The organism is Croceicoccus sp. BE223 (assembly GCF_031457155.1).
In the GTDB taxonomy this organism is placed as follows: domain Bacteria; phylum Pseudomonadota; class Alphaproteobacteria; order Sphingomonadales; family Sphingomonadaceae; genus Croceicoccus.
In genome coordinates this window covers 69,422-92,891 of the sequence record NZ_JAVDWB010000001.1, presented here as the reverse complement: position 1 = coordinate 92,891, position 23,470 = coordinate 69,422, and the positions used below count along the sequence as shown (strand labels likewise).

At 66.9% G+C, this 23,470-nt stretch carries 22 protein-coding genes and 2 pseudogenes; 7 read left to right on the top strand and 17 right to left on the bottom strand.

The annotated features are described in order from the left end of the window. The 3 genes from J2X37_RS00475 to gluQRS are packed head-to-tail and all read right to left on the bottom strand — an operon-like array spanning window position 1 to window position 1,694. Window positions 1-576 (bottom strand): cob(I)yrinic acid a,c-diamide adenosyltransferase, encoded by a 576-nt coding sequence (locus tag J2X37_RS00475; protein WP_310016361.1) that lies wholly within the window; start codon window positions 574-576, stop codon window positions 1-3. Window positions 577-599: 23 nt separating this feature from the next. After that, a complete protein-coding gene (locus J2X37_RS00470) occupies window positions 600-827 on the bottom strand; it encodes a twin transmembrane helix small protein (protein WP_310016360.1) in 228 nt (75 codons plus the stop codon). Between the two features lie 9 nt (window positions 828-836). Next, window positions 837-1,694 carry a tRNA glutamyl-Q(34) synthetase GluQRS gene (gene gluQRS, locus J2X37_RS00465; RefSeq protein WP_310016358.1) on the bottom strand — a complete coding sequence of 286 codons (858 nt, stop codon included), beginning with the start codon at window positions 1,692-1,694 and terminating at the stop codon, window positions 837-839. 279 nt (window positions 1,695-1,973) lie between these two features. On the opposite strand from gluQRS, the gene J2X37_RS00460 reads away from it, so the two are divergent. Further along, window positions 1,974-2,582, top strand: a complete 609-nt coding sequence (locus J2X37_RS00460; RefSeq protein ID WP_310016357.1) for an HNH endonuclease — start codon at window positions 1,974-1,976, stop codon at window positions 2,580-2,582. A 183-nt stretch (window positions 2,583-2,765) separates the two neighbouring features. Here the strand turns inward: J2X37_RS00460 and hemH are convergent, their stop codons facing one another. Genes hemH through J2X37_RS00445 form a run of 3 tightly spaced genes read right to left on the bottom strand, consistent with a single transcriptional unit; the run spans window position 2,766 to window position 7,263 of the window. Further along, window positions 2,766-3,815, bottom strand: a complete 1,050-nt coding sequence (hemH, locus tag J2X37_RS00455; RefSeq protein ID WP_310016355.1) for a ferrochelatase — start codon at window positions 3,813-3,815, stop codon at window positions 2,766-2,768. Next, entirely contained in the window at window positions 3,815-6,244 is a 2,430-nt protein-coding gene (locus J2X37_RS00450) for a molybdopterin cofactor-binding domain-containing protein (protein WP_310016353.1), read from the bottom strand. Before J2X37_RS00450 ends, hemH begins: the two co-directional genes overlap by 1 nt. Continuing rightward, window positions 6,241-7,263 (bottom strand): Mrp/NBP35 family ATP-binding protein, encoded by a 1,023-nt coding sequence (locus J2X37_RS00445; protein ID WP_310016352.1) that lies wholly within the window; start codon window positions 7,261-7,263, stop codon window positions 6,241-6,243. Before J2X37_RS00445 ends, J2X37_RS00450 begins: the two co-directional genes overlap by 4 nt. A 125-nt stretch (window positions 7,264-7,388) precedes the next feature. Here J2X37_RS00445 and J2X37_RS00440 point away from each other — a divergent pair, with 125 nt between their 5' ends. From J2X37_RS00440 to J2X37_RS00430, 3 genes are all read left to right on the top strand, one after another. Further along, window positions 7,389-8,531, top strand: a complete 1,143-nt coding sequence (locus J2X37_RS00440) for a protease modulator HflK (RefSeq protein ID WP_310016350.1) — start codon at window positions 7,389-7,391, stop codon at window positions 8,529-8,531. Next, entirely contained in the window at window positions 8,531-9,379 is an 849-nt protein-coding gene (locus J2X37_RS00435; protein ID WP_310016347.1) for a protease modulator HflC, read from the top strand. The genes J2X37_RS00440 and J2X37_RS00435 overlap by 1 nt, the downstream gene beginning before the upstream one ends. A gap of 175 nt (window positions 9,380-9,554) precedes the next feature. After that, window positions 9,555-11,087, top strand: coding sequence for a Do family serine endopeptidase (locus J2X37_RS00430; protein WP_310016344.1), 1,533 nt, complete (start codon window positions 9,555-9,557; stop codon window positions 11,085-11,087). 431 nt (window positions 11,088-11,518) lie between these two features. On the opposite strand, the gene J2X37_RS00425 is transcribed toward J2X37_RS00430, so the two are convergent. From J2X37_RS00425 to J2X37_RS00405, 5 genes are all read right to left on the bottom strand, one after another. Beyond that, complete coding sequence (locus J2X37_RS00425; protein ID WP_310016342.1) at window positions 11,519-13,741, bottom strand: PBP1A family penicillin-binding protein; 2,223 nt, start codon at window positions 13,739-13,741, stop codon at window positions 11,519-11,521. A 120-nt stretch (window positions 13,742-13,861) separates the two neighbouring features. Beyond that, a complete protein-coding gene (msrB, locus tag J2X37_RS00420; protein ID WP_310016341.1) occupies window positions 13,862-14,293 on the bottom strand; it encodes a peptide-methionine (R)-S-oxide reductase MsrB in 432 nt (143 codons plus the stop codon). After that, window positions 14,290-14,784, bottom strand: coding sequence for an NfeD family protein (locus J2X37_RS00415; RefSeq protein ID WP_310016339.1), 495 nt, complete (start codon window positions 14,782-14,784; stop codon window positions 14,290-14,292). Before J2X37_RS00415 ends, msrB begins: the two co-directional genes overlap by 4 nt. A 6-nt stretch (window positions 14,785-14,790) precedes the next feature. Continuing rightward, window positions 14,791-15,783, bottom strand: a complete 993-nt coding sequence (locus J2X37_RS00410) for an SPFH domain-containing protein (RefSeq protein ID WP_310016337.1) — start codon at window positions 15,781-15,783, stop codon at window positions 14,791-14,793. Window positions 15,784-15,843: 60 nt separating this feature from the next. Further along, entirely contained in the window at window positions 15,844-16,389 is a 546-nt protein-coding gene (locus tag J2X37_RS00405) for a hypothetical protein (protein ID WP_310016336.1), read from the bottom strand. Window positions 16,390-16,593: 204 nt separating this feature from the next. Between J2X37_RS00405 and J2X37_RS00400 the strand changes: the two genes are divergently transcribed. Continuing rightward, on the top strand, window positions 16,594-18,087 hold the full coding sequence (locus J2X37_RS00400; protein ID WP_310016333.1) for an HWE histidine kinase domain-containing protein: 1,494 nt from the start codon (window positions 16,594-16,596) through the stop codon (window positions 18,085-18,087). 15 nt (window positions 18,088-18,102) lie between these two features. Here J2X37_RS00400 and J2X37_RS00395 read toward each other — a convergent pair. The 3 genes and pseudogenes from J2X37_RS00395 to J2X37_RS00385 form a co-directional block, all read right to left on the bottom strand. After that, window positions 18,103-18,708: pseudogene (locus J2X37_RS00395) on the bottom strand (ATP-binding protein); the annotation flags it as partial. A 100-nt stretch (window positions 18,709-18,808) separates the two neighbouring features. Continuing rightward, window positions 18,809-19,645: a hypothetical protein gene (locus J2X37_RS00390; RefSeq protein WP_310016331.1), complete on the bottom strand. Its 837-nt coding sequence runs from the start codon at window positions 19,643-19,645 to the stop codon at window positions 18,809-18,811. After that, complete coding sequence (locus J2X37_RS00385; RefSeq protein WP_310016329.1) at window positions 19,600-19,830, bottom strand: DUF6471 domain-containing protein; 231 nt, start codon at window positions 19,828-19,830, stop codon at window positions 19,600-19,602. Before J2X37_RS00385 ends, J2X37_RS00390 begins: the two co-directional genes overlap by 46 nt. A 104-nt stretch (window positions 19,831-19,934) precedes the next feature. On the opposite strand from J2X37_RS00385, the gene J2X37_RS00380 reads away from it, so the two are divergent. Beyond that, window positions 19,935-20,888 carry an IS1595 family transposase gene (locus J2X37_RS00380; RefSeq protein WP_310016328.1) on the top strand — a complete coding sequence of 318 codons (954 nt, stop codon included), beginning with the start codon at window positions 19,935-19,937 and terminating at the stop codon, window positions 20,886-20,888. A gap of 130 nt (window positions 20,889-21,018) precedes the next feature. Here the strand turns inward: J2X37_RS00380 and J2X37_RS00375 are convergent, their stop codons facing one another. The 3 genes and pseudogenes from J2X37_RS00375 to J2X37_RS00365 form a co-directional block, all read right to left on the bottom strand. Continuing rightward, window positions 21,019-21,567 (bottom strand): type II toxin-antitoxin system PemK/MazF family toxin, encoded by a 549-nt coding sequence (locus tag J2X37_RS00375; RefSeq protein ID WP_310016326.1) that lies wholly within the window; start codon window positions 21,565-21,567, stop codon window positions 21,019-21,021. A gap of 39 nt (window positions 21,568-21,606) precedes the next feature. Then, complete coding sequence (locus J2X37_RS00370) at window positions 21,607-22,038, bottom strand: hypothetical protein (protein WP_310016324.1); 432 nt, start codon at window positions 22,036-22,038, stop codon at window positions 21,607-21,609. 70 nt (window positions 22,039-22,108) lie between these two features. Then, a pseudogene (locus J2X37_RS00365) lies at window positions 22,109-23,023 on the bottom strand (YifB family Mg chelatase-like AAA ATPase); the annotation flags it as partial. Between the two features lie 211 nt (window positions 23,024-23,234). On the opposite strand from J2X37_RS00365, the gene rpmH reads away from it, so the two are divergent. Beyond that, window positions 23,235-23,369, top strand: coding sequence for a 50S ribosomal protein L34 (rpmH, locus tag J2X37_RS00360; protein ID WP_310016322.1), 135 nt, complete (start codon window positions 23,235-23,237; stop codon window positions 23,367-23,369). The last annotated feature ends 101 nt before the right edge of the window (window positions 23,370-23,470 follow it).

The following is a 23,470-nucleotide window of genomic DNA, read 5'->3' as shown; positions in this document are numbered from 1 at the left end:
TCAGCCGGCGCGGCTGGCGCCCGGAACCCAGAGCACGTCGTGGGCCCCGCCCGCGTTGGCACCGCGGGCCAGTACGAACAGCAGGTCGGACAGACGGTTGACATAAGTCAGCGCCGCCGGATTGACCGGCTCCTTCGCGGCGAGCGCGGTGATCGCGCGCTCTGCCCGGCGGACCGTCGCGCGGGCGACGTGCAGGCGTGCCGCCGCCTCGCTCCCGCCCGGCAGGACGAAACTGGTCAGCGGAGCGATATTCTCGTTCGCGGCGTCGATCCGCCCCTCGATCCAGGTCGCCTGTTCGGGCACGACGCGCAAGGTCATCTCGCCCGGCGTGAAATCGTCACCCGGGGTGGCGAGGTCTGCGCCGAGGTCGAAGAGGTCGTTCTGCACTCGCACCAGCGCATCGCGCCATTCCCCGCCGTCCATCGCGCAGATCGCAAGGCCGATGGCCGAGTTCGCCTCGTCTACTGCGCCGATAGCGTCCATGCGGGCATCGTGCTTGGCCACGCGCGAGCCGTCGACAAGGCCCGTCGTGCCATCGTCACCCGTGCGGGTGTAGATCTTGTTCAGCTTGACCATCGTTTCGCGTAGGGATCTTCGCGTCAGGACGCGAGCGCGAGCAGCAGCATGGCGACCAGCACCGCCGCCGCCTGGTACTTGATGCGGGCGGTCATCGCCTTGTTCTGGCGAAGCTGCATCTCTTTCACCCGTTCGTCGCCACCCTCGAGATCCAGCTTGGTGCTTTGCATGAAAGCGACGATGCCGCGCACCAGCGAGACGACAACCATGACCATCAGGGCCACGAGCAGGATGATTGCGATGGTTTTCATGCCACCCAATTAGGCCTTGTGCGCCGCATTTGCCAGTGGCGAAAAGGCGAGGCCCTCCGGCAGCAATCCGGCCCGCAATCGATCGGCGAGCGCGCGCCCGTCCTCGCCCGCCAGCCGCCGGTCGGCCAGCGCCGGGGAACCACGCCGCTTGGCCAGCTTGCCGCCGTCCACCTCGACGATCAGCGCGTGGTGGTGCCAGGTCGGCACCGGCAGGCCGAGAAGCGCCTGCAGCAGGCGATGCACATGGCTGGCCGCAAACAGGTCGAGCCCGCGGGTCACCAGCGTCACCCCGTCCGCCGCATCGTCGAGCGTGACGGCAAGGTGATAGCTGCCGGGCGCATCCTTCCTCGCCAGCACGACGTCGCCGAACAGGTCGGGGCTGGCGACCTGTCGGCCGGCGATCTCGTCGTCCCAGGTCAGCGGACCGGCTTCGGCCATGGCCCGCGCCATGTCGAGCCGCCAGGCGACCGGGCCGTCGGGCACGAAGCGGACATTGCGGCAAGTGCCCGGATAGACCGGTCCGTCGGGGCCGCTCTCGCGGGCGGCGGCGGCGATCTCGGCGCGGGTGCAGCGGCAGGGATAGACGAGGCCGCGCGCCCTCAGCCGCTCCAGCGCCGCGGCGTGCGAGGCGATCCGGTCGGATTGTCGGATGGCTTCGCCGTCGTGGGACAGGCCAAGCCACGCAAGATCGGCCAGGGCTCCTTCGGCGAACTCGCGCCGGCTGCGCGCGCCGTCGATATCCTCGATCCTGACTAGGAACCGCCCGCCGCGTTCGCGCGCAAGGTCGTGCGCGACGATCGCCGAAAAGGCATGGCCCAGGTGCAATGGCCCGTTGGGGCTGGGCGCAAAGCGGGTGACACAGGTCATAGCACGTCGATAGCCGTTTTGCACGGCAATGGCATGGGTGTTGACCGAGCGTGGGAAACGCGGTGGATGAGCCTGTGCACGCCGCTGTGGAAAGCCTGTGCGCTACCCCCTTGCCCAATGCCGCCAAGGATGCTGATTTGCAGGGGCGATGCGTCATCAACCGGTCATGCTCGCCTGCAAGAGCGCGAACCCAGGCGGACACCATGTGCCGCCGTCGCGGGCTGGCCACCATCCGGCGCCTGCTAAAGCGGCGCGAACGCGAGGGGGGCGACAACCACGATGTTCCAGCAGGGCCTGATCGAAACACGGGCAAGGCTTTCCAGCGCGGACGGCGATCCTACGCGCAAGCTCAACAATTGCCCCGCACTGGTCCTCAACGCCGACTACACGCCGCTGTCCTACTATCCGCTGAGCCTCTGGCCCTGGCAGACCGCGATCAAGGCCGTCTTTCTCGACCGGGTCGACATCGTCGCCAGCTACGAGCGGACGGTCCATTCGCCCAGTTTCGACATGCAAATCCCTTCGGTGATCGCATTGAAGCAGTTCGTCCGGCCCAGCGAGTTTCCCGCCTTCACCCGTTTCAACCTGTTCCTGCGCGATCGGTTCTCGTGCCAGTATTGCGGCAGCCCGCATCACCTGACGTTCGACCATGTCGTGCCGCGCCGGCTGGGCGGCGTGACAAGCTGGGAGAACATCGTCACCGCCTGCGCACCTTGCAACATGAAGAAGGGCGGCCGCACGCCCAAGCAGGCGAAGATGGCGCTGCAGGTCGCGCCGATCCGCCCGACCAACTGGCAATTGCAGGAACGCGGCAAGGGCTTTCCGCCCAACTACCTGCATGAAACCTGGCGCGACTGGCTCTACTGGGACATCGAGCTGGAGCCCTGATCCCCAGGCCGGCTTGCGGCGCTTGCGATCGTCTTGCCGGTTCTGTGCGGTCATGGCGGACCGGTCGAAGATCCCCGCATACGCGGCTCGGATAACATCTCGGCGAAGCCGCTGGCCTTATTCGCCGTCGGCCTCGCCCTCGTCGTCATGTTCTGGCGCTGACGATGTTTCGGGTGGCGGATCTCAGATCCAGCCCGCGAGCTCCTTGCGGACCAGCGTTTCCAGCATATCCATCCCGGCCTGGCTGTCGTTGAGGCAGGCCAAGGCGTCGTAAGTCTCGCCGCCCGCCTCGACGAAGGTGTCCCGGCCCTGCAGCGCGATCTCCTCCAGCGTTTCGAGGCAGTCCGCGGAGAAGCCGGGCATCGCCACGGCCATCGACCGGGTGCCCGCCTGCCCTTCTGCGGCGATGATCACGTCGGTCGCCGGTTCCAGCCACTTGGCCTTGCCGAAGCGTGACTGGAACGTCGTGTCGATCCGCATCCGGGGAAAGACCGGCGCCAGCGCCTCGGCCAGCAGACGCGCGGTCTTGCGGCAGTGGCAGTGATAGGGGTCGCCCAGATGCAGCGTGCGTTCGGGCATGCCGTGAAAGCTGAGCAGCAGCACTTCGGGCACGCGTTCCAGCGCCCCGATCTGCCGCGTCAGGTCCCTTGCCAGCGCGTCGATGTAGGCGGGCGCATCGTGATAGGGCGGCAAGGTCCGGATCGCGGGTTGCCAGCGCATGGCGGACAGCGTCGCGGCCAGGGCATCGACCGCCGTCGCGGTCGTCGCGCCCGAATATTGCGGATAGAGCGGCGCGAACAGGATCCGGTCGCAGCCCTGCGCCTTCAGCGCCGCGATCCTGTCGGGGATCGACGGCTGACCGTACCGCATGGCCCAATCGACCACGACGCCGCTGGCCTCGGGCGGGCCGAACCGCGCCTGCAGCGCTTCGGCCTGGCGGCGGGTGATGGCGGCGAGCGGCGATCCGTCGGCGCTCCAGACCTGCGAATAGGCATGGGCCGACTTCTTGGGCCGGGTGTTGAGGATGATACCGCGCAGGATCGGCTGCCAGATCAGCGGCGGGATCTCCACCACGCGTCGGTCTGACAGGAATTCCTTCAGATAGCGCTTCACCGCCGGTGTCGTCGGCGCGTCTGGCGTGCCGAGGTTGACCAGCAGCACCGCCACCCGCCCGTGCGAAGCAGGGGGATGGTCGTCCGGGCGGTGCATCGTCGGTTCCGGATTGCTATCCATCAATCGTATTCTCCGCCTTCGATCACGCTGCCGTCGGGAAGGACCGAGGGCTGGACATCCGGCAGCGGCGGCGCATCCCCCGCCTCGCTCTCCGCCGCCCCGCCTTCCGCGGCATCGGCGGCTGTCGGCTGGGCCGGTCTGGCCAGGGTCACCTGCCCGATCGGGATCGGCAAGTCGCGAAACCGCTTGCCCGTAGCGCTGCGCAGGGCATTGGCCAGCGCCGGGGCGGCGGCGACCATGCCGATCTCGCCCGGATCGAAGGGCGGCGCGTCGTTCTGCGCGAAATCGATGCTGACGTCCGGTGCCCTGGCCAGCCCGGCCAGTTGCAGCGCGCTCAGGGTCGCTTCGCGCGGCACGCCGCCCGCGTAGTTTGCGCCCATGCCCAGCGCCGCGGCGATGCCGTACATCAAGCCGCCCTCGATCTGCTGCAGCGCCAGTTCGCGGTGGATCACCCGCCCGATGTCGCAGAACGCGGCAAGGCTGGCCACTTCGACGCCGGTCTCGCCGGGCCGCGCACGGACCACCACCGCGATGCGACCGCCGCCGTCGGGATGGCCCGCAGGGTCCGCCATGTGCCAGCAGGCGATGCCCTGCCCCGATCCCTCGCTGCCGCCGTCCCATTCGCCCAATTGCGCCGCGCCCTGCAGGCATTCGGCCATGCGCCTGTCGTTGCCGAGCATCGCCATGCGGTAGGCCAGCGGTTCCTCGCCCGCCTGCCCGGCGATCTCGTCGATGAAGCACTCTGACACGAAGCAGGCGAGCGCCTCGGCACTGCCGCGCATCCGCCCCGCGGCCAGCCCCGTCGCGACCGGCACGGTCTCGATCAGCATGTTGGGAATGGCATAAGGCGGCGGCATGCCGCGCAGGTTGACCGGGTCGGTCCGCCCGCCCGCGGCGTCCATGGCGTCGAGCGGTTTTCGCCCCTCGAAGAGGCGCCCGTACATCTCGCGGGCGGACGGCTGCATCGCAAAGCGCGCGTGCCAGGCATGAACGGTGCCTTGCGCGCCGCTGACCGCCTTGACGTCGGCCACCATCGGTGGACGGGGCAGCGCCATGCGGTGCTCTTCCGCCCGGCTGTAGACGAGCTGCACCGGGCGCCCGACCGATTTGGCGATGGCTGCGACCTCGCGCGCGATGCGCTGGTCGAGCCGGGCATCGAAGCTGCCGCCCGCCCCCACCGGATAGAGCACCACGTCCTCCACCGCGATGCCGACCGCCTCGGCGGCCTGCTGCCGGGCCTGTTCGGGCGCCTGCGCCGCCATCCACAGCTCCAGCCGCCCGCCGGCAAAACGCGCCGTCGCGCTCGCCGTTTCGAGCGTGCCGTGCAGCGCCGGGCCAACGGTGTAGCGCGCCTGGATGGTGCCAAGACCCTGCAACGCCGCCTCGGTCTCGCCCCGCGCCAGCGTCGGTTCCGGCGTCGCTTCCGCCAGCGCCGCGTCGAGCGCGCCGACCATCGAGGCCGCATCGGGCAGAGTGCGAGTAACGGTGAACTTCGGTCGCATCAGGCGCAGCGCCTTTTCGGCGGCCCAGCGGCTCGATGCGATGGCGGCGAGCCAGCCTTCGCCCTCGACCCGCGCGATGTACCCGGCGACCTTGCGGGCCGCCTGCCTGTCGTAATCGCCCAGTCTTGCCTCGCCCTGCGGGCCGTGCGCGATGGCGGCGTGGACCATTTCGGGCAAGCGAATGTCGCCGGCGAAGCGGTAGGACCCGTCGACCTTGGAGGGCACGTCGAGCCGGGGGTAGCCATCGGCGTCGGCGATCTCGTCGGGCGCATTGTCGCTGACCGGGTCGGGGCGCAGCAGCGGCGGGCTCGGCGGGCTGAAGGCGGCGGCCTCGTCCGCCAGCTCGCCGAAGCGGAGCCGCTTGTCGCCATGGGTGATGAAGCCCTCTGCCGCCTCGCACTCTTCGAACGCGACGTTCCAGCGCTCCGCCGCCGCCATGGCGAGGACCGCGCGCACGCCTGCCGCCGCCTCGCGGATCGGCATTTCGTAGGCGACGATGCCCGTACCCGCCGCGGTCGCCATCAAGCGCGTCCGGTCGGCGAAGCTTTTCGCCAGGAAGTCGCCCGGCTCGTCGGCCAGCGCGGGAAACATCGTGTCGCGAAGCCCGCCCCACCATGCCGCCAGCACCGGGTCGGCATAGGCGGGGCTGATGGCCGCAGGCTCCACCGCGACCTGCCGCCAGTCGGCGCCCAGTTCCTGCGCCGCGATGCGCGGCAGCAGGGTGGTGATGCCCTGCCCCATTTCCAGCCCCGGCACCGCGACGGTGACCACGCCGCTGCGCGCCACCTTGATCCAGGCGTTGAAGGCCTGCTCGCCCTCTGCCGCTGCCAGCGGCACCGGAAAGCTGCGGGGCAGCAGCGCATAGGCCGCAATGAGTCCGCCGCCCGCCGCAGCGCCGATCAGCAGCTTGCGGCGCGAGACATTCACGCGGGCACCGTCGCCTTGCCGCCCGACCCCTGCAACGCGGCGGCGACCCCGGTTGCGATGGCGGCAAAGGTTTCGGCGACCGGCCCTTCGCCCGCCGCTGGCGGCTCGCCGGCATCGCTCGCCTTGCGGATGTCGATGGCAAGGGGGATGCGGCCGAGGAACGCGTGGCCCATGGCGCGCGCCGACGCCTCGGCCCCGCCGTGGCCGAACGGATCGCTCGCCTCGCCGCAATGGGGGCACAGGTATCCGGCCATGTTCTCGACCACGCCGATGACCGGCACGCCCGCCTTGTCGAACAGCGCGACGGCGCGGGCCGCGTCCATCAGGGCCAGATCCTGCGGGGTAGAGACGATGACCGCGCCATCGGGCTTGAACCGCTGGATCATGGTCAGCTGCACGTCGCCGGTGCCGGGCGGCAGGTCGACCACCAGCGTGTCGACATCGCCCCAGTGCGCGTCAATCAGCTGCGCCAGCGCATTGCCCGCCATCGGCCCGCGCCAGGCGATCGCCTGCCCGGGCTCGGCCAGGTGCCCCATCGACAGCATCGGCACGCCGAAGCGGGTGTCGACCGGGACCAGCTTCTTGTCGCGGGCCTGCGGCTTGCCGGCCTCGCTGTCCATCAGGCGGGGCTGCGACGGGCCGTAGATGTCGGCATCGACGAGCCCCACCTTCACCCCCGCACGCTTCAGGGCGATGGCGAGGTTGGCCGAGACCGTCGATTTGCCGACGCCGCCCTTGCCCGACCCGACCGCCACGATGCGCGGCGCCTTGGGCGCGGCAGGCGCGCTGCCGTCGCGTTCGGCCATCTGCGCCACGCGCAGCGGCGCGGCGTGGCCGGTTTCGCGCCAGGCACCGCGCACCGCGATCTCCAGCCGGTCGCGCGCAGCGGCGTCGAGCCCGCCCACTTCGAGCACGACGGTCGCCGCATCGTCGGTGATCCGCACCGAGGCGAGGCGGTCGCCCGCTACCTTCGCCAGCGCGTCGCGGATGGCGTTTTCTCGGGAATCGGTGCCGGTCATGGCCGGGCACCCATGGCGTTTCGAATTCGCATGGGGCATGCCCTTTGCACCAATGGCGCGAAAATCCAATGGCGAACCCCCTGTTTTTGCCGGTCGCGATACCTATAAGAGGGTGCATGAGAACGATGGGTGGGTCCGTGAAGGACGCGATACTGGCCATGGCCGGCAAAAGCCCCTGGGGTTCGTCCCCGGGGCAAGGTGGCGGGCCCGAGGGTGACGATACGCGCGGCGAGGCTGGCGGTGGCGGCGAGAAGCCGCGCAATCCGTGGCTGCCGGGCGGCTCCGACGAACCGGGCACCACGGGGCGCAAGGCCGCGAATATCGAGGACCTGTTCCGCAACCGGCCCGGCAAGCGTGGCCCCGGCGGCAACTTCCCCCGTCTGCCCCAAGCCCCCGGCGGGCGTAGCTGGCTGCCGCTGATCGGCGTCGGCGTCGCCTCGCTGTGGCTTCTGCTCGGCTCGGTCCACCAGATCGGCCCGAAGGAAGAGGGCATCGTCACCACCTTCGGACAGTATTCGCGCACTATGGGTCCCGGCCTCAAGCTCACTGCGCCTTGGCCCATTCAGAAGGTGGAGATCGAGGACGTGACCTCGATCCGCACCGACACCATTCCCGAGGGCGAGGCCGAGAAGCTGATGCTGACCGGCGATCAGAACCTGGTCGACCTGTCCTACATCGTGCGCTGGAACATCAAGGACCTGAAGCTCCACACTTTCCAGCTCGCCAACCCGGACGAGACCGTCCAGCAGGTCGCCGAGGCGGCGATGCGCGCCACGATCGCCGAGGTCACGCTGGACCAGGCTCTGTCGGGCGCGGGCCGCGCGCAGGTTGAGCAATCGGTCCGCACCCGGATGCAGGCGCTGCTCGATGCCTACCGCTCGGGCGTTGCCGTGCAGGGCGTCGAAATCAAGAAGGCCGATCCGCCGACCGCGGTCGTCGACGCCTTCCGCGAAGTGCTCGCCGCGCAACAGGACGCGCAGTCCGACATCAACCGTGCCCGCGCCTGGGCCGAACAGGTGACCGCCCGCGCAGAGGGCGAAGCCGAGGCCTTCGACAAGGTCTATGCCCAGTACAGGCTCGCTCCCGAGGTTACCCGCCGCCGCATGTATTACGAGACCATGGAACGCGTGCTGAGCCAGACCGACAAGACGATCGTCGAGACCGGCGGCGTCGTGCCGTACCTGCCGCTCCCGGAGGTTCGCAAGTCGACCAAGCCGCCTTCGGCTTCGGCTTCGGCCTCCTCCCCGACTTCGCAGGGAGGCCGCTGATGGACGCGATCTGGCAGAGCTACAAGGCGTGGATCATCGCGGGCGGCGTGCTGCTCGTGCTCGTCTGGTCCTCGCTCTTCGTGGTGCCCGAAACCGAACAGGCGGTCGTCCTGCGCAACGGGCGGCCGGTCACGGTGGTCAACAAGTTCCGGCCGAACCAGGATTTCGGCCAGACCGGCGCGGGCATCTGGTACCGCCTGCCGATCATCGACCGGGTGGTCAGCGTGTCGAAGCAGGTGCTTGACGTCGACATGCAGCGCCAGGAAGTGCTCAGCCGCGACCAGCGCCGGCTGGAGGTCGACGCCTATGCCCGCTTCCGGGTCATCGATCCCGTTCGCATGGTGCAGACCGCGGGGTCGACCGAACGGCTCGAAGAGCAACTTCGCCCGATCCTGAATTCGGTCCTGCGCCAGCAGCTCGGCACGCGCAACTTCCAGGCCTTGCTGACCGCCGAACGCGGCGCGGCAATGGACCAGATCCGTTCGGGGCTCGACAAGGAAGCGCGCGAATACGGCGCGCAGGTCATCGACGTTCGCATCAAGCGCGCCGACCTGCCGCCGGGTCCGTCGCTCGAGACCGCCTACACCCGGATGCAGACGGCGCGTAAGCAGGAAAGCGACACGATCCGGGCTCAAGGCCAGAAGCAGGCGCAGATCATCCGCGCTGAAGCGGAAGCGACGGCATCGAAGACTTACGCCGACGCCTTCAACAAGGACCCGCAGTTCTACGACTTCTACCGCGCGATGCAGAGCTACGACACGGTCTTCTCCGGCCAGTCGGAGAAGGATACCTCGATCGTGCTTTCGCCGGACAACGAGTACTTGCGCCAGTTTCGCGGCGGTCGCTGAGCCCGGAACGCGCGCTAGGGGACGGGGCGGCGGACTGTCGCCCGGAGGGGCCGACCCGCGCCGTTTCATTCAATCCGCGTTCAGCCGCGGGCGGGTGGAATGGGCGGGACTGCCGGACGCCGCGGGACGGGCGGCCGGCACCAAATACCGATCGAGACGAAGAGGATCACATCACGTGCGTACCGTCTACACCCTGACGACCGGATTGCTGCTGGGCGGCGCGGCCGTGTCGCTGGCCACCGGAAATCCCCTCATCGCGCAAGTCGCGCAGAACGACGATACCACCATGGCCCGCGTGGTGCCCCGCAGCGGCGCTCCGGTCAGCTTTGCCGACCTCACCGAACAGCTGCAGCCGGCCGTTGTCAACATCTCCACGCGCCAAAGGGTGCAGGTGCAGGGCGGCGGTAACCCCTTTGCCGGCACCCCGTTCGAAGGCCTCTTCGGCGGCCAGGGCGGCAACCAGCCCACCACGCGTGAGGCACAGTCGCTCGGTTCGGGCTTCATCATCAGCGCCGACGGCTACGTCGTGACCAACAACCACGTCGTCGCGGCGCAGGGCCGTGGCGGCTCGATCGAGGCGATCACGGTCACCACCACCGACGGCACCGAATACGAAGCGACGCTGGTCGGCACCGACCCGCAGTCGGACCTCGCCGTGCTGAAGATCAAGCGCGACAAGCCCTTTCCCTTCGTGAACTTCGGCGACAGCCGCCAGGCACGCGTGGGCGACTGGATCATCGCCATCGGCAATCCTTTCGGTCTGGGCGGTACGGTCACCAGCGGGATCATCTCCGCCGTCTATCGCGCCACCGGTTCGGGCTCGGCCTATGACCGCTACCTGCAGACCGACGCGGCGATAAACCGGGGCAATTCGGGCGGGCCGATGTTCGACATGCAGGGCAATGTCATCGGCATCAACAACGCCATCTTCTCGCCCACCGGCGGCAGCGTGGGCATCGGCTTTGCCATTCCCGCCGAAACCGCCGCGCCCATCGTGAGGAAGCTGATCGCCGGCGAGAAGATCGAGCGCGGCTACCTCGGCGTGCAGATCCAGCCGGTCAGCGAAGATCTCGCCGCATCGCTCGGCATCGCGCACAACCGCGGCGAATTCATCCAGTCGGTCATCCCCGACGGTGCTGCGGCCAAGGCCGGCATTCGCGCCGGCGACGTCGTGACCAAGGTGAATGGCAAGGACGTGACGCCCGACCAGACGCTGTCCTACCTCGTCGCCAATACCCCGCCCGGAACCACAATCCCGGTCGAACTGATTCGCGATGGCCGGCGCATGACCGTCAACGCCCGCGTCGAGGCCCGGCCGAGCGAAGACGAGATGACCCAGTCCTTCGCCAATCCGGAGCAGGAGCAGGACGGCTTCACCAACCCGCGCACCGATGGCGACCAGTCATTCCTGGCCGAAAAGCTCGGCCTATCGCTCACCCCGCTGACGCCGACCATCGCGCGGCAACTGGGCGTCGCGGAAAGCACCGCCGGCCTGGTGATCGCCGCGGTCGACGGCTCGTCCGACGCCGGGACCAAGGGCCTGCGCCGTGGCGACATCGTGCTCACGGCTAATTACAAGGACGTGAAGACGATCGCGGAGCTCGAAGCGGTGGTCCGCGCCGCCCAGGCCGACAAGCGCGAGGCGGTTCTGTTGCGTGTGCAGCGTCGCGGCCAACCGGCGATCTACATGCCCGTTCGCCTGCGCTAAGAGGCAACGGCGATTGAAGAAGGGGCTGCTCCGGGAAACCGGGGCGGCCCTTTTCACGTCTGCTTCGGGCGCGGGACCAGCGGCACAGGCGGCGCGACGTCGCTTGCGGGCACGCCTTCGATCAGGTCGATCCGATCGATCCGGCCCGAGCCGCACGACCTTGGCCGCGAGGCCGTCGTCCGCTGCGTTAGCAAGGTTGCACGGATCCCTCGCGCTGCCGCAATCGGGTATCGCGCCGTACGGGCCGAAATCGGTGCCCACCTCGACAGCCGCGATCCAGACCTAGACCTTGCTTAAGATCGGCACGGCCAAGAGATCGCGCACGAATACGGCGGGCATGACAAGGCGGTCGTCGACGACCGGATCGTGCGGAGGGTCGACCGTCGGGGAGCGACCGGCGGCCAGCACCGCGCCGACCAGCGGTCACGCCCTCATCGACCCGATGTGGAGGGAACCTCGACGATGCGCATCCCGCCGGGGCCGGACTGCCGTGCCGCGGGTTGCGCCGCCTGCGGGCGGGTCCCGGCTGGCGGGTTCGCGGGGCGCTGCGCCGGGTCGGTGCGGCCGGTCGCGCGGTCGAGGAAATCCTCGTCCACCGCGCTGGGCGCCTCGTCGGGTGCCTGCCCGCCGCTGCCATCGTCGTAGCCGCCGCGCGGCGGATCGCCGGGGCGCCAGCCATCGTCGGGCGGAGGCACATAATCGCCATCCGGCCCGCCACCGTAGGGTTCGACGCGGTTGCCGTTTTCGTCGATGAAATAATAGTCCCCCGGCGCACCGTACCAGGCCTCGTCGTCAGGTTCGAGCTGCCAGGCCGGCAGCGTCACTTCGGTATCGAAATCCTCGACCGGGCGCTTGGCGGTGGCGAACTTCATGAAATCGGCGAAAGCGCGGGCGGGCGCGGTACCGCCCTGCAGGCCGGGCACCTTCCTGGCATCGTCGCGGCCCATCCAGACCCCGGTGGTGATCCCGCTGGAAAAGCCGAGGAACCAGCCGTCCTTGTTCGAGCTTGTTGTGCCGGTCTTGCCCGCCACCGGCCGCCCAATGCTGGCCGAACGCCCGGTCCCGATCTGCACCGCGGTCTGCAACAGGTCGGTCATCTGCGCCGCCACGTAGGGCGCGACCAGCAACTGCTGGCGCGAGGCACGCCGTTCGTAGAGCAGTTCGCCGCTGGCGGTCGTGACGCGGGTGATGCCGTAGGGTTCGACCGAGACGCCCTTGGCATTCACCGAGGCGAAGGCGCGGGTCATGTCGATCACGCGCACCTCCGATGCGCCCAGCACCATCGAGGGATAAGTCGAGATCGGGGTGGTGATGCCGAAGCGCTGCGCCATGCTGGCGACGGCATCAAAGCCGACTTCCTGACCCAGCTGCGCTGCGACGGTGTTCTTGGAATAGGCGAAGGCGGCGCGAACGTCGATTTCACCCGCGAAGGTCCCGCCGGAATTGCGCGGGCTCCACCCGTCGATGGTGACCGGCTTGTCCTGCACCGGGCTGTCGGGCGTATACCCGGCCTCCAGCGCGGCGAGATAGACGAACAGCTTCCACGCCGAACCGGGTTGGCGCAGCGCGTCGGTCGCGCGGTTGAAGTTCGATTTCACGTAATCGGTCCCGCCGACCATCGCGAGGATCGCGCCGTCCTGGTCGAGGCTGACCAGCGCGCCTTGCGAGCCGCTGGGCACGTTCTTCTGGATCGCGGTCGTCGCCGCGCGCTGCATGCCGACGTCGAGCGTGGTCCAGACCTCGATCGGCTCGAACGTCTCGGGCAGGATGAAATCGAGCTGCGGCAGCACCCAGTCGGTGAAATAGCGCACCGAGTTCTGGCCGTATTCCGGCTTCAGTTCGATCGTGTCGAGGTCGACCTTGGCCGCCTCTCCGGGGGTGATGAAACCCTGCTGCTGCATCAGCGCCAGCACCGTGTGGGCGCGGCTGACGGCAGCATCGGCATCGGCGGTCGGCGAATAGCGCGACGGCGCCTTGACCAGCCCGGCGATGATCGCCGCCTCGCCCACCGACAGCGAGGTCGCGGGGTGCGAGAAGAACAGGCGGCTGGCCGAATCGATGCCATAGGCACCGCCGCCGAAATAGACCTTGTTGAGATAGAGCTCGAGGATCTGTTCCTTGGTGAACTTGCGTTCGAGCGCCAGCGCCAGCACCGCCTCGCGCGCCTTGCGGTCGAAGGTCTTCGAGTTGTTGAGGAAGATGTTGCGCGCCAGCTGCTGCGTGATGGTCGAGCCGCCTTCGCGGAAGGCGCCGGTGTCGATCCGCACCTTGACCGAACGGGCGATGCCGATGGGATCGACGCCGTAGTGGTCGAAAAAGCGCCGGTCCTCCACCGCGATCATCGCATTGCGCATCGAATCCGGAATCTGCTCGTACTTGAGCCAGCGGCCGTAGCTGGGCCCGATCGAGACGATCTCGCGACCGTCGCGGGCGTGGACGACGATGGTCTGGCCATGCTCGCTCGCTTTCAGCGAGGAGAAGCTGGGCAGCGAGTTCATCGTCGTCCAGACCGCCATCGCCAGCCCGCCGACGACCAGCAGGCCGAGCACGGCGAAGACTACGAAAATCCGCTTCGTCCAGCGCCAGCCGGCCGATGTTTCGTCACGCGACGTGCTGCGCCTGCTGGAATTTCGGGCCCGGGTCTGCTTGGCCATTGCTGCCTGTCGATTGCGCCCCCGCCTGGCCGACGAAAGCGGTCTGGACGGGGGGCGAGGTTAACTGTGGCCGAAAAATGGCCGCGCCTGGCGTAACGCTTGCTGAACGAGGCGCGCGGGTCAATCCGGCCCGGGGGCCTTATCCTCCTCCAAATCCGCCTTCGCGAAGTCGAGCGCCGCGCTGTTGATGCAATAGCGCAGGCCACCCGCCTGCGGCGGACCGTCGGGGAAGACGTGCCCCAGGTGCCCCTCGCAGTTGGCGCAACGCACCTCGGTGCGGATCATGCCGTGCGACGTGTCGCGATATTCGCTTATGCTCTCGCCCTCGCTCGGCGCGGTGAAGGCCGGCCAGCCGCAACCGGAGTTGTACTTCGCATCCGAATCGAACAGCTTCTGACCGCAACCGGCGCAGTAGTATTCACCCTCCTCGTAGAACTTGTCGTACTGGCCGGTGTACGCGCGCTCGGTCCCCGCCTCGCGCAGGATGTGATACTGTTCGGGGGAAAGCTTTTCGCGCCACTCGGCGTCGGTCAGGATGGTCTTGTCGGTCATGGACGGTCCTCGATCGCGGGTCTTTCGTTGCCCGCGATATGGGTGGCGGCCAGCGACCCGACAAGCAGCACCGCCCCGTCGTGACCGGTCACCTCCAGCCTCGTGCCGATGGCCGCATCGGGTCCACGCGCGATCCATTCGCTGTCGCCCAGCCGCACCCGGCCCTCGCCATCCTCTATCGCCTGGGTGACCACGACCCGCGCGCCGATCGCCCGTGCGCCGCGATCGTTCATCGCCGGATCGGTCGTCTCGTTGCCGGCATAGTCGAGCCACTCGCGCGCGGCATAGACCGACAGCGCGGAAAACACGACGAAGCTCAGCACCTGGACCGCGACCGGGATGTCGACGACCGCCGCGATCATGCCGGTGGTGATGGCCGCCGCCGCCATCCAGATCAGGAAATACCCGGGGAGGAGCATTTCGGCCCCCGCCAGAACCACGCCCGCGATCAGCCAGACCCACGGCGCATCGATGTCACCCAACCAGTCCATCGCCGCTCAATCGCCGTAGGTGCGCGGCACCGAAGGCGCGCTGCCGGGGCGCGCCGCGGTCGGCTGACGCGCGGCGGGCGGGTTGGCCGGCGGCGGCGGATTGACCGCATCGCGCACCAGTTCGCCGATACCGCCGAGCGATCCGATCAGCTGCGTCGCCTCGACCGGGAAAAGAATGGTCTTGGCATTGGGCGAGGTCGCGAAGTCGCTCACCGCCTCGACGTATTTCTGCGCGACGAAGTAGTTGAGCGCCTGCGTTCCCGAAGACGCGATCGCCTCGGAAACGACGCGGGTCGCCTCTGCCTCCGCCATGGCGGCCCGCTCGCGCGCCTCGGCATCGCGGAAGGCGCTTTCCTTCCGGCCCTCGGCTTCGAGGATGCTCGACTGCTTCAGGCCCTCGGCCTTGAGGATGGCGCTGGCGCGTTCGCCTTCGGCTTCGAGGATCTGGGCGCGCTTCTCGCGCTCGGCCTTCATCTGCCGGGCCATCGCGTTCGAGATGTCGGCCGGCGGGCGGATGTCCTTGATCTCGATCCGGGTGATCTTGATGCCCCAGGGCGCGGTGGCATGGTCGATCACCACCAGCAGCTTGGCGTTGATCTCGTCGCGCTTCGACAGCGTCTCATCAAGGTCCATGCTGCCCATCACGGTGCGCAGGTTAGTCGTCGTCAGCGCCATGATCGCGTTGTAGAGGCCGGACACCTCGTAGGCGGCCTTGCCCGCATCAAGGACCTGGAAAAAGACCACCGCGTCGACGCCGACCATGGCGTTGTCCTTGGTGATGATCTCCTGCCCCGGGATGTCGAGCACCTGCTCCATCATGTTGATCTTGTGCCCGACCCGGTCGATCAGCGGGACGATGATGTGCAGCCCCGGATGCGCGGGCTTGGCGTAGCGGCCCATCCGTTCGATCGTGTAGACATAGCCTTGCCGCACGACCCTGACGCTCGAGAACAGGAATATCGCCAGCACGACCAGCAGGACGACGAGAAACAGATCCATTCGAAAACCCCCATGCGGCACCCCGTCCGGCGGGCCGCTCCGGAAGCGATAATGCGGCCTTCAGCCCGCTTTGGCCAGAGCTTCGCAAGTCGCCGCGTGATGCCTGCCCGCCGCGTCCCCCTCACCCGCGATGCCGGTCGCGGCCTCGGCGGCGAGGATGGCGTCCGCCTCGTTGGCGGCGCGACCGGCGGCGGCCATTTCGGCGCGCAGCCGGGCCTCCAGCCGATCCGCAAGAGGGGCGTCACCCGCCCGCCGCGCGATGAGCACGCATTGCGGCAAGGTCGGCGGCGCGAACGTCGGCACTTCGGCATCGAGCAGCGACAGGCAGGGCGGCATCACCGCGGCAAGCGTCGCCGGATCGGCCAGCGCGGCCGCGGCATCGCGCATCGCCGCGCCGACCTGCGCCACGTCAGCCCCGTCTCCGATCAGCGCGCCGCCGACGCGGACCATGTATTCGCGGCCGCGCAGCGCCATGGGCGGGTAGCCCCGTGCCCCGCCCCGCTCCTGCTGGCCCGCAATCAGCGCGAAGGCCGCGGCGCAGCGCACCGATGCCTGCCGCGCCGCGCCCGTGACCGGTGCCGATTGCCCGGCGCGATCTTCGACCATGACCGATCGATTCGCGTCCGTTTTCGCTGGCGACTCCGCTTTCGCGACGGGTGCGAAAGCGAGGGCAGAGAGCGTTATGAGGTGCGGTAATGCCTTGATCATCGAAACGTTTGCATCCCATCCAACTGCCTTATGATAGGCGAAAATCGAGGTACCGCAGATGTTATTTTAACAACTGCTATAATCCGCTATCGACTTGCTGACATGGCTTACAGGATCAAGGAACCCGAGGTGACGGAACCGGTCGCGAGCGTCTCGCAGCGGCTCGATGCGCTCGCGCAATACGACATCCTCGATTCCGAGTGCGAGCGCAGCTACGACGACATTGCGTTCCTGGCCAAGAACCTGTGCCAGACGCCGGTCGCGCTGGTCAGCCTGGTGGAGAAGGACCGGCAGTGGTTCAAGGCCCGCGACGGCTTCGATGCGTGCCAGACATCGATCGAGCAGTCCGTCTGCCGCCACGGCCTTTGCAGCCGTGACGTGCTTGTCATTCCCGACCTGACGAAGGATCCGCGGACCGCCGAAAACACGTTGGTCACCGAAGCTCCGCACATCCGCTTCTATGCCGGCGCGCCGCTGGTCACGCCCGAAGACGTCGCCATCGGCATGCTCTGCGTGATCGACACCGTTCCCCGGCCCGAGGGACTGAGCGCGGACCAGCAGCGCGGCCTCGTTGCCCTTGCCCGGCAGGTGATCGACCAGCTCGAACTGCGCAAGGCCCTGCTGGGCCGCGAACGGGCACTGGTCGAGCAGAAGCACGAAGCGGAGCTGCTGCGCCGCACGGCAGAGCGGCTCGAATTCGCCGAAGCCGCCGGCCACGTCGGCGCCTTCGAAATGGATCTGTCAACGCGGGACGTGATCGTCAGCGCGGAATTCTGTCGCCTGCACGGTATCGAGCCGGTGTCGCGACTGGCGTTTGCAGAACTCGAACGGCGGGTGCCGCACGTCCGGGGCATTCACGAAACGGTCGAGAGCGGGCCGGACGAGGTGCGCGGCGAATTCCTCATTCACCGCGCCGACAACGGAAGCGATCGCTGGCTGGATGTCCGCGCGCTTTACGCCCGCGACGCCAGCGGGGCGCGCAGGTTCCTGTCGGGCGTCGTCACCGATGTCACCGAACGCCGCATGATCAACGAGGAGATCTCGCACCGGTTGAAGAACACCATGGCGCTGGTCCAGGCCATCGCCGGGCATACCCTGCGCGGCGCGGCTAGCCCGGAGGTGATGCAGGAATTCAATCGCCGCGTTTCGGCGTTGGCGACGGCGCACGACATCCTGCTGCGCCCGTCGGCGCAGGGGGCGGGGGTCCATGCCGTCGCCAACGGGGTGCTCGCCGGGCTGTCGGTGGACGACCGGGTCCGGCCCGATGGCGAGGACGTGCAGCTCTCGTCGCGCGCGGTTCTCGTTCTCGCGATGCTGCTCCACGAACTGTCGACCAATGCGATCAAGTACGGCGCGCTCAGCTGCAAGGAAGGCCGGGTCACGCTGAGAACCGCGCGGGAAGCGCGGGCCGACGGCGAATGGCTGGTCATCGACTGGGCGGAAAGCGGAGGCCCGGACGTCGCTGCCCCGACCAAGCTGGGCCTCGGCACCCGCCTCGTGAAGCGCGGTCTCGCGCCCGATGGCGAGGCCGACCTGACTTACGATCCGGCAGGCTTCCGCGCCCGGATCTGCGCGCCGCTGTCGCAGATCTGCTGATCCGAAATCCGGCCCTCAGGCGCGGGGCGGCTGCCTGCGGTAGCTGAGCGCCTCCGCGACATGGATGCGCCCGATGTCCTGTGCTCCGGCAAGATCGGCAATGGTCCGCGCCACCCGCAGGATGCGAACGTAGCCGCGCGCCGAAAGCCGCATCGCGTCCGCCGCCTGCATCAGGAGCCGGCGCCCGTCCTCGTCGGGCGTCGCGAACCGGTCGAGCCATTCGCCGTCGAGATCGGCATTGGTGCGCGCCGGCGTCTGCGCCAGCCGCGCCGTCTGGATATCGCGCGCCCGCGCCACCCGCCCGGCGACCTCGGCGCTCCCTTCGGCAGGAGGCGGCAGGGCGAGGTCGCGCGCGGACACGGGATCGACCTCGACGTGCAGGTCGATGCGGTCGAGCAGCGGTCCGGACACCCGGCTCTGGTAATCCGCCGCGCATTTCGGCGCGCGCGAACAGGCCAGGGCGGGATCGCCGAGGTGCCCGCAGCGGCACGGGTTCATCGCCGCGACGAGCTGGACATTGGCGGGAAAGGTCACGTGCGCGTTCGCCCGCGCCACACTGACCTCGCGCGTTTCCAGCGGCTGGCGCAGCGAATCGAGCACCGCGCGCTGGAATTCCGGCATTATGTAGCAAACGCACCAAGGCGATTACGGACGTAACGCCCCGTGATGGCAGGTGTATCGCTGACGATGATGCCGCTCCTATTGGGAGTGGAATTCAGTGCTAATCGAGTGCTTTCTCATAATTGGTGTCGCCCTTGCGCAGAATGCCCCCTGTGAAAATGGACGCCTTACAAAGACTCGGGCGGTCATTGAGGGTCAGGCCAATCCTGAAGCGCCGACGAACGTTGGTTTCCACGGGGGTGGAATACTCAATGAAACCACGAATGACCGTCTTACCGTCAACAGCGACCTTTCTCGTCCCACTGAACGTGGCGTCATCCTCGGCCTTGCAGATAAAACCGTAGCTGAGGCGCTCCAGACTTTCGACTTCGACCGCGATGACCGCGACGGGGGAGCGCCCCACATTGACGCACTTGAGACCGAACCGCATCCAAAGCCGCTCATCCTCAATGAAGAAGGTGGGAGTTTTGGAGAATTCGACAGTCAAAGAACCGGCTTCGATTTTCGCGAAAGCCTCGAAATTCCTTTCGGCTATCTCAGCAGCGCGGCGCGTCTCTCTGAAGGTCGTAAATATCAACCAAAGGCTGAAGATGCCGATACCCATTCCAATGACAGCAACTTGGCCCATAGTGCGGGTCCAGATCGCCATCACTTGCTGGGCTTCGAGATCGCTCTCATTGCGCTGTGTTTCGCGATAGGCTGCTATTGTTGGGTAAGAGCATTTTGCCAATTCTGGCGCGGGCAGGTTAGCACAGTCGCGCCCGACCTGTTTTTGGGCTTCGTCGGCATATTGTTCGCGGCGCTGTTCGGCAGCGATCTGATTTTGACGATCTAAGCCGTTTGCCGAATGCCACAGAAAAAGCGTAATCGAGAACGCAATTAGTCCTACGGTTAGTGTTCCAATTGGAGGGAGTTTACGCCGATTGCTGACAGACATTGAACGAGAAACACCGCCGTGAATTTGCCCCGGCTGATCTTGTTCCTGATATTCGGCTCAGAGTCCATCACGCCAATGTCGGCCAGCTTTCCGGCAAGATCGGCATAGGTGATGTCCCGGCGCTTCAATTCCGCCTTGAGCATCCCTTTCACGCGGTATTCCCATTCCTTTTCTGCAACCGGCATTGTCCGCTCCTACGATGTATAATGTCATCATAAGCGATACGTTCATCATTGACAACAGTGCATAGTGTCATCATATATAGTGCATAAGCACTGGAAACGATGACATGGCGCAACACTTTCTTCTCTCCGCAAAGGCTCGCACCCTCTCCCTCAAGGCGGTTTTCCGCATGGGTGAGGACGCTGCCTATCGCACGTTCTGCGAATTGCGCTGGCCGGACACGGAAGGCGAAGCGGTTTGCCCGCGTTGCGGCTGCGTCGAGGCCTACAACATTGCCACTCGCCGCAAGTTCAAGTGCGTTGCCTGTCACCACCAGTTCAGCGTCACCAGCGGCACGATCTTTGCCTCGCGCAAGCTGTCGTTCACCGATCTGCTGGCCGCTATCGTGATCTTCGTGAACGGTGCGAAGGGCATTTCCGCCCTGCAAGCCTCGCGCGATCTGGACGTGCAATACAAGACTGCCTTCGTGCTGTTCCATAAGCTGCGCGAAGCGATGGCGCGTGAACTGGCCGACACCAAGCTGGAAGGCACTGTCGAAATGGACGGTGCGTATTTTGGCGGTCACGTTCGCCCGGAAAACCGCAAAGAAGATCGCAAGGACCGTCGCCTTGCCAAGAACCAGACCGGCAAGCGCCAGTGCGTTGTCATCATGCGCGAGCGCGGTGGCCGCTCGCTGCCCTTCGTGGTGCGCCAGGAAGGCGATGCGGTGCCCTACGTGCGCGATCACGTCGACACCCTTGCCGTTGTCCATGCGGACGAGGCTTCAAGCTGGGATGCGCTTCACGCCGGATGGCAGACTTGGCGCATCAATCACTCGCTGGCCTACTCGGCTGACGGTGCCTGCACCAATCAGGCCGAAAGCTATTTCTCGCGCCTTCGCCGGATGGAAGTCGGCACCCATCACCATATCGCTGGCCCGTATCTCTATGCCTACGCCGGTGAAGCCGCATGGCGCGAAGATAACCGCCGCACTGACAACGGCGCTCAGGCGATGATCGTGGCTGGTGCTGCTATGGACGCTGCCGTATCGCGTCAGTGGAAGGGCTACTGGCAGCGTTGAAAAACAAAGGGGCTGCCGAAGCAGCCCCTTAACTCTATGCCAGAACAAACTTGTTATCGTCAGCGTTCTGACATGCCACGGGTGTGGTCTTACAAGCCCGCTTTCGCGGAGACCCCGTCGATATAGGCTGTCACCAATGAATCGTCAATGAATGCATTCCGGCGGCATGCAGGACGCAACGCCTAGCCTCCCTCAAGGTCGCGTCATCAACCTTTGGTGTTGCATATTGCCGGTGGCCGACCTTTAAGCGATCTAAACGATGCCTGCCTACAGCAATGACCATGTCACCCTTAAGCCACGCTTCGTCATACTTCGGATTAGGAATCAAGCCATCGGGCAACTTGTGGTGATATGGCCTCGGGATTTCCGGAGCCTTGCTGCTGATTGGGATGACTACAGACAGGCCGGTCCAAGCATTCGCCTTTGGTGACACGACCAGCACCGGTCGAACCTTGACCATTTCCGGAGCCTTGAACCCCAAACCAAAATTGCATGCTAAAATATGTCCAGCCTTAGGGCTAAATTGCAACCCTCCGACCCGTTGCTCCTCGTCAAACGACTTCGCAAATTCGCGGACTTGCTGGGCGTAACTATCGTTCCCCCTAAGTGCGCGGGCCACAATTTGGAGGACGCGCTCGTCCTCCTGTTGATTCACAATCGCTGTAACTTCGGTTGGCATACACGCTTGATTGGGCGGATTGAGTCGAAAATCAAGAAGTCACCTACTTATAGACCACACCAGCAAGCCCCCTGCGCCTTGCTGAGACGCCACCAGCGTCCGTTCTCGCAAGTTCCGCAGCGCCGCCCCTATCCGCTTCATCATCGCTTTCTGTAGCGTCTTGTCGTTCGGGTTCAGGTCGCGCTCTGCCATCAGCCTTATCGTGATCGCCTTGGCGTCCATTGCTCCCTCAGTGCGGAGCATGGCGAGGATTGCCCGCGTCACCTGTCCCTTGAACGCATGGTGACGCGGTGGGAGCGGCTTGGGCCGTATCTCGTCTAGGTCTATGTCGGGATCGAACAGCCGTATGGTGCAATCGACGTGATCTATCTGGATCATCGCCTCGCGTAGCTGGTCCTGCAAACCGTCGATCAGTCCTGCCAGTTCGCCGCGCTTCGCCTTCAAGGCGCTTAAAACGTGTGTGTCTGCCATATGATGACATTACGCATCGCGGGCGGTTACATCTATCCGCGTCTTGGTGCGTTTGCTACATAATGCCGTGGAATTCCGGCAATTCGTCGAGGAACAGGACGCCGAGATGCGCGAGGCTGACTTCGCCGGGCTTTACCTTCAGCCCGCCCCCGGTCAGGGCCGCCATCGATGCCGAATGATGGGGACTGCGGAACGGACGCGCCCGGCTGATCCGCCCGTCCTCCAGCAGGCCCGCGACCGACTGCACCATGCTGGTCTCCAGCGCCTCGGCACTGGTCAGCGGCGGCAGGATGCCGGGAAGGCACGATGCCAGCAGCGACTTGCCCGCGCCCGGCGGCCCGATCATCAGCAGGTTGTGTCCGCCCGCCGCCGCGATCTCCAGCGCGCGCTTGGCGGTCTCCTGGCCCTTCACCTGCCTCAGGTCCGGCCCGCCCTGTGGCATGGCGACCGCGCCCGCCGTGGGCGCCGGAAGCTGCTGCGTGCCCTTGAGATGGTTGAGCAGGCTGATCAGGTCGGGCGCGGCGACGACCGATTCGCCTCCGGCCCAGGCCGCCTCGGCGCCCTGCGCCGCCGGACAGACCAGCCGCTTCTCCTCTTGCGCCGCGTGCATCGCCGCCAGCAGAACGCCGGGCGTCGCGACGATTCGCCCGTCGAGGGCGAGTTCGCCGACGACGACGCATTCGGCCAGCTGCTCGGCATCGGTCACGCCCATCGCGGCGAGCAGCGACAGCGCCACCGGCAAGTCGTAATGCGACCCTTCCTTGGGCAGGTCTGCGGGCGAGAGATTGATGGTGATCCGCCTGGGCGGCAGCGCCAGCCCCATCGCGGCCAGCGCCGCGCGGACGCGTTCGCGGCTTTCCCCGACCGCCTTGTCGGGCAGGCCGACGATGTTGAAGGCGGGCAGGCCCGGCGCCAGCTGGCACTGGACTTCCACGCTGCGCGCGTCGAGGCCGAGGTAGGCCACGGTGCGAACCAGTGCGACCATGTTGTGATTGCGACCCGAATACGGCACGCCGGAATGACGCGCGGTGGCCCTTGTGGCAAAGCCGCGCCGCCGCTGTCGAGAGGGCATCTGTCGCCATCACCGTCTTGACTTGCGCCCCTTTGGCACGTAACGGCACGGCCACACAGGCGGTCGCCCTTGGTCGGCGGCCCTTTTTCGTTGTAACCGATTCTAGAAATACAGGACTTTCGCCATGAAGCGCACTTTCCAGCCGAGCAACCTCGTGCGCAAGCGTCGTCACGGTTTCCGCGCCCGCATGTCGACCCCCGGCGGTCGCAAGGTGCTGCGCGCCCGTCGCGCCCGCGGCCGTAACAAGCTCAGCGCCTGATTTTCAGCGAGAGCGCGCCCGGTTCGCCGGGTGCACCGCTTCGCATCGCGGCCCGCGCCCCATGGGGTTGGCGGGCCGTTGCCGTTGGCGCGAGAGGGCTG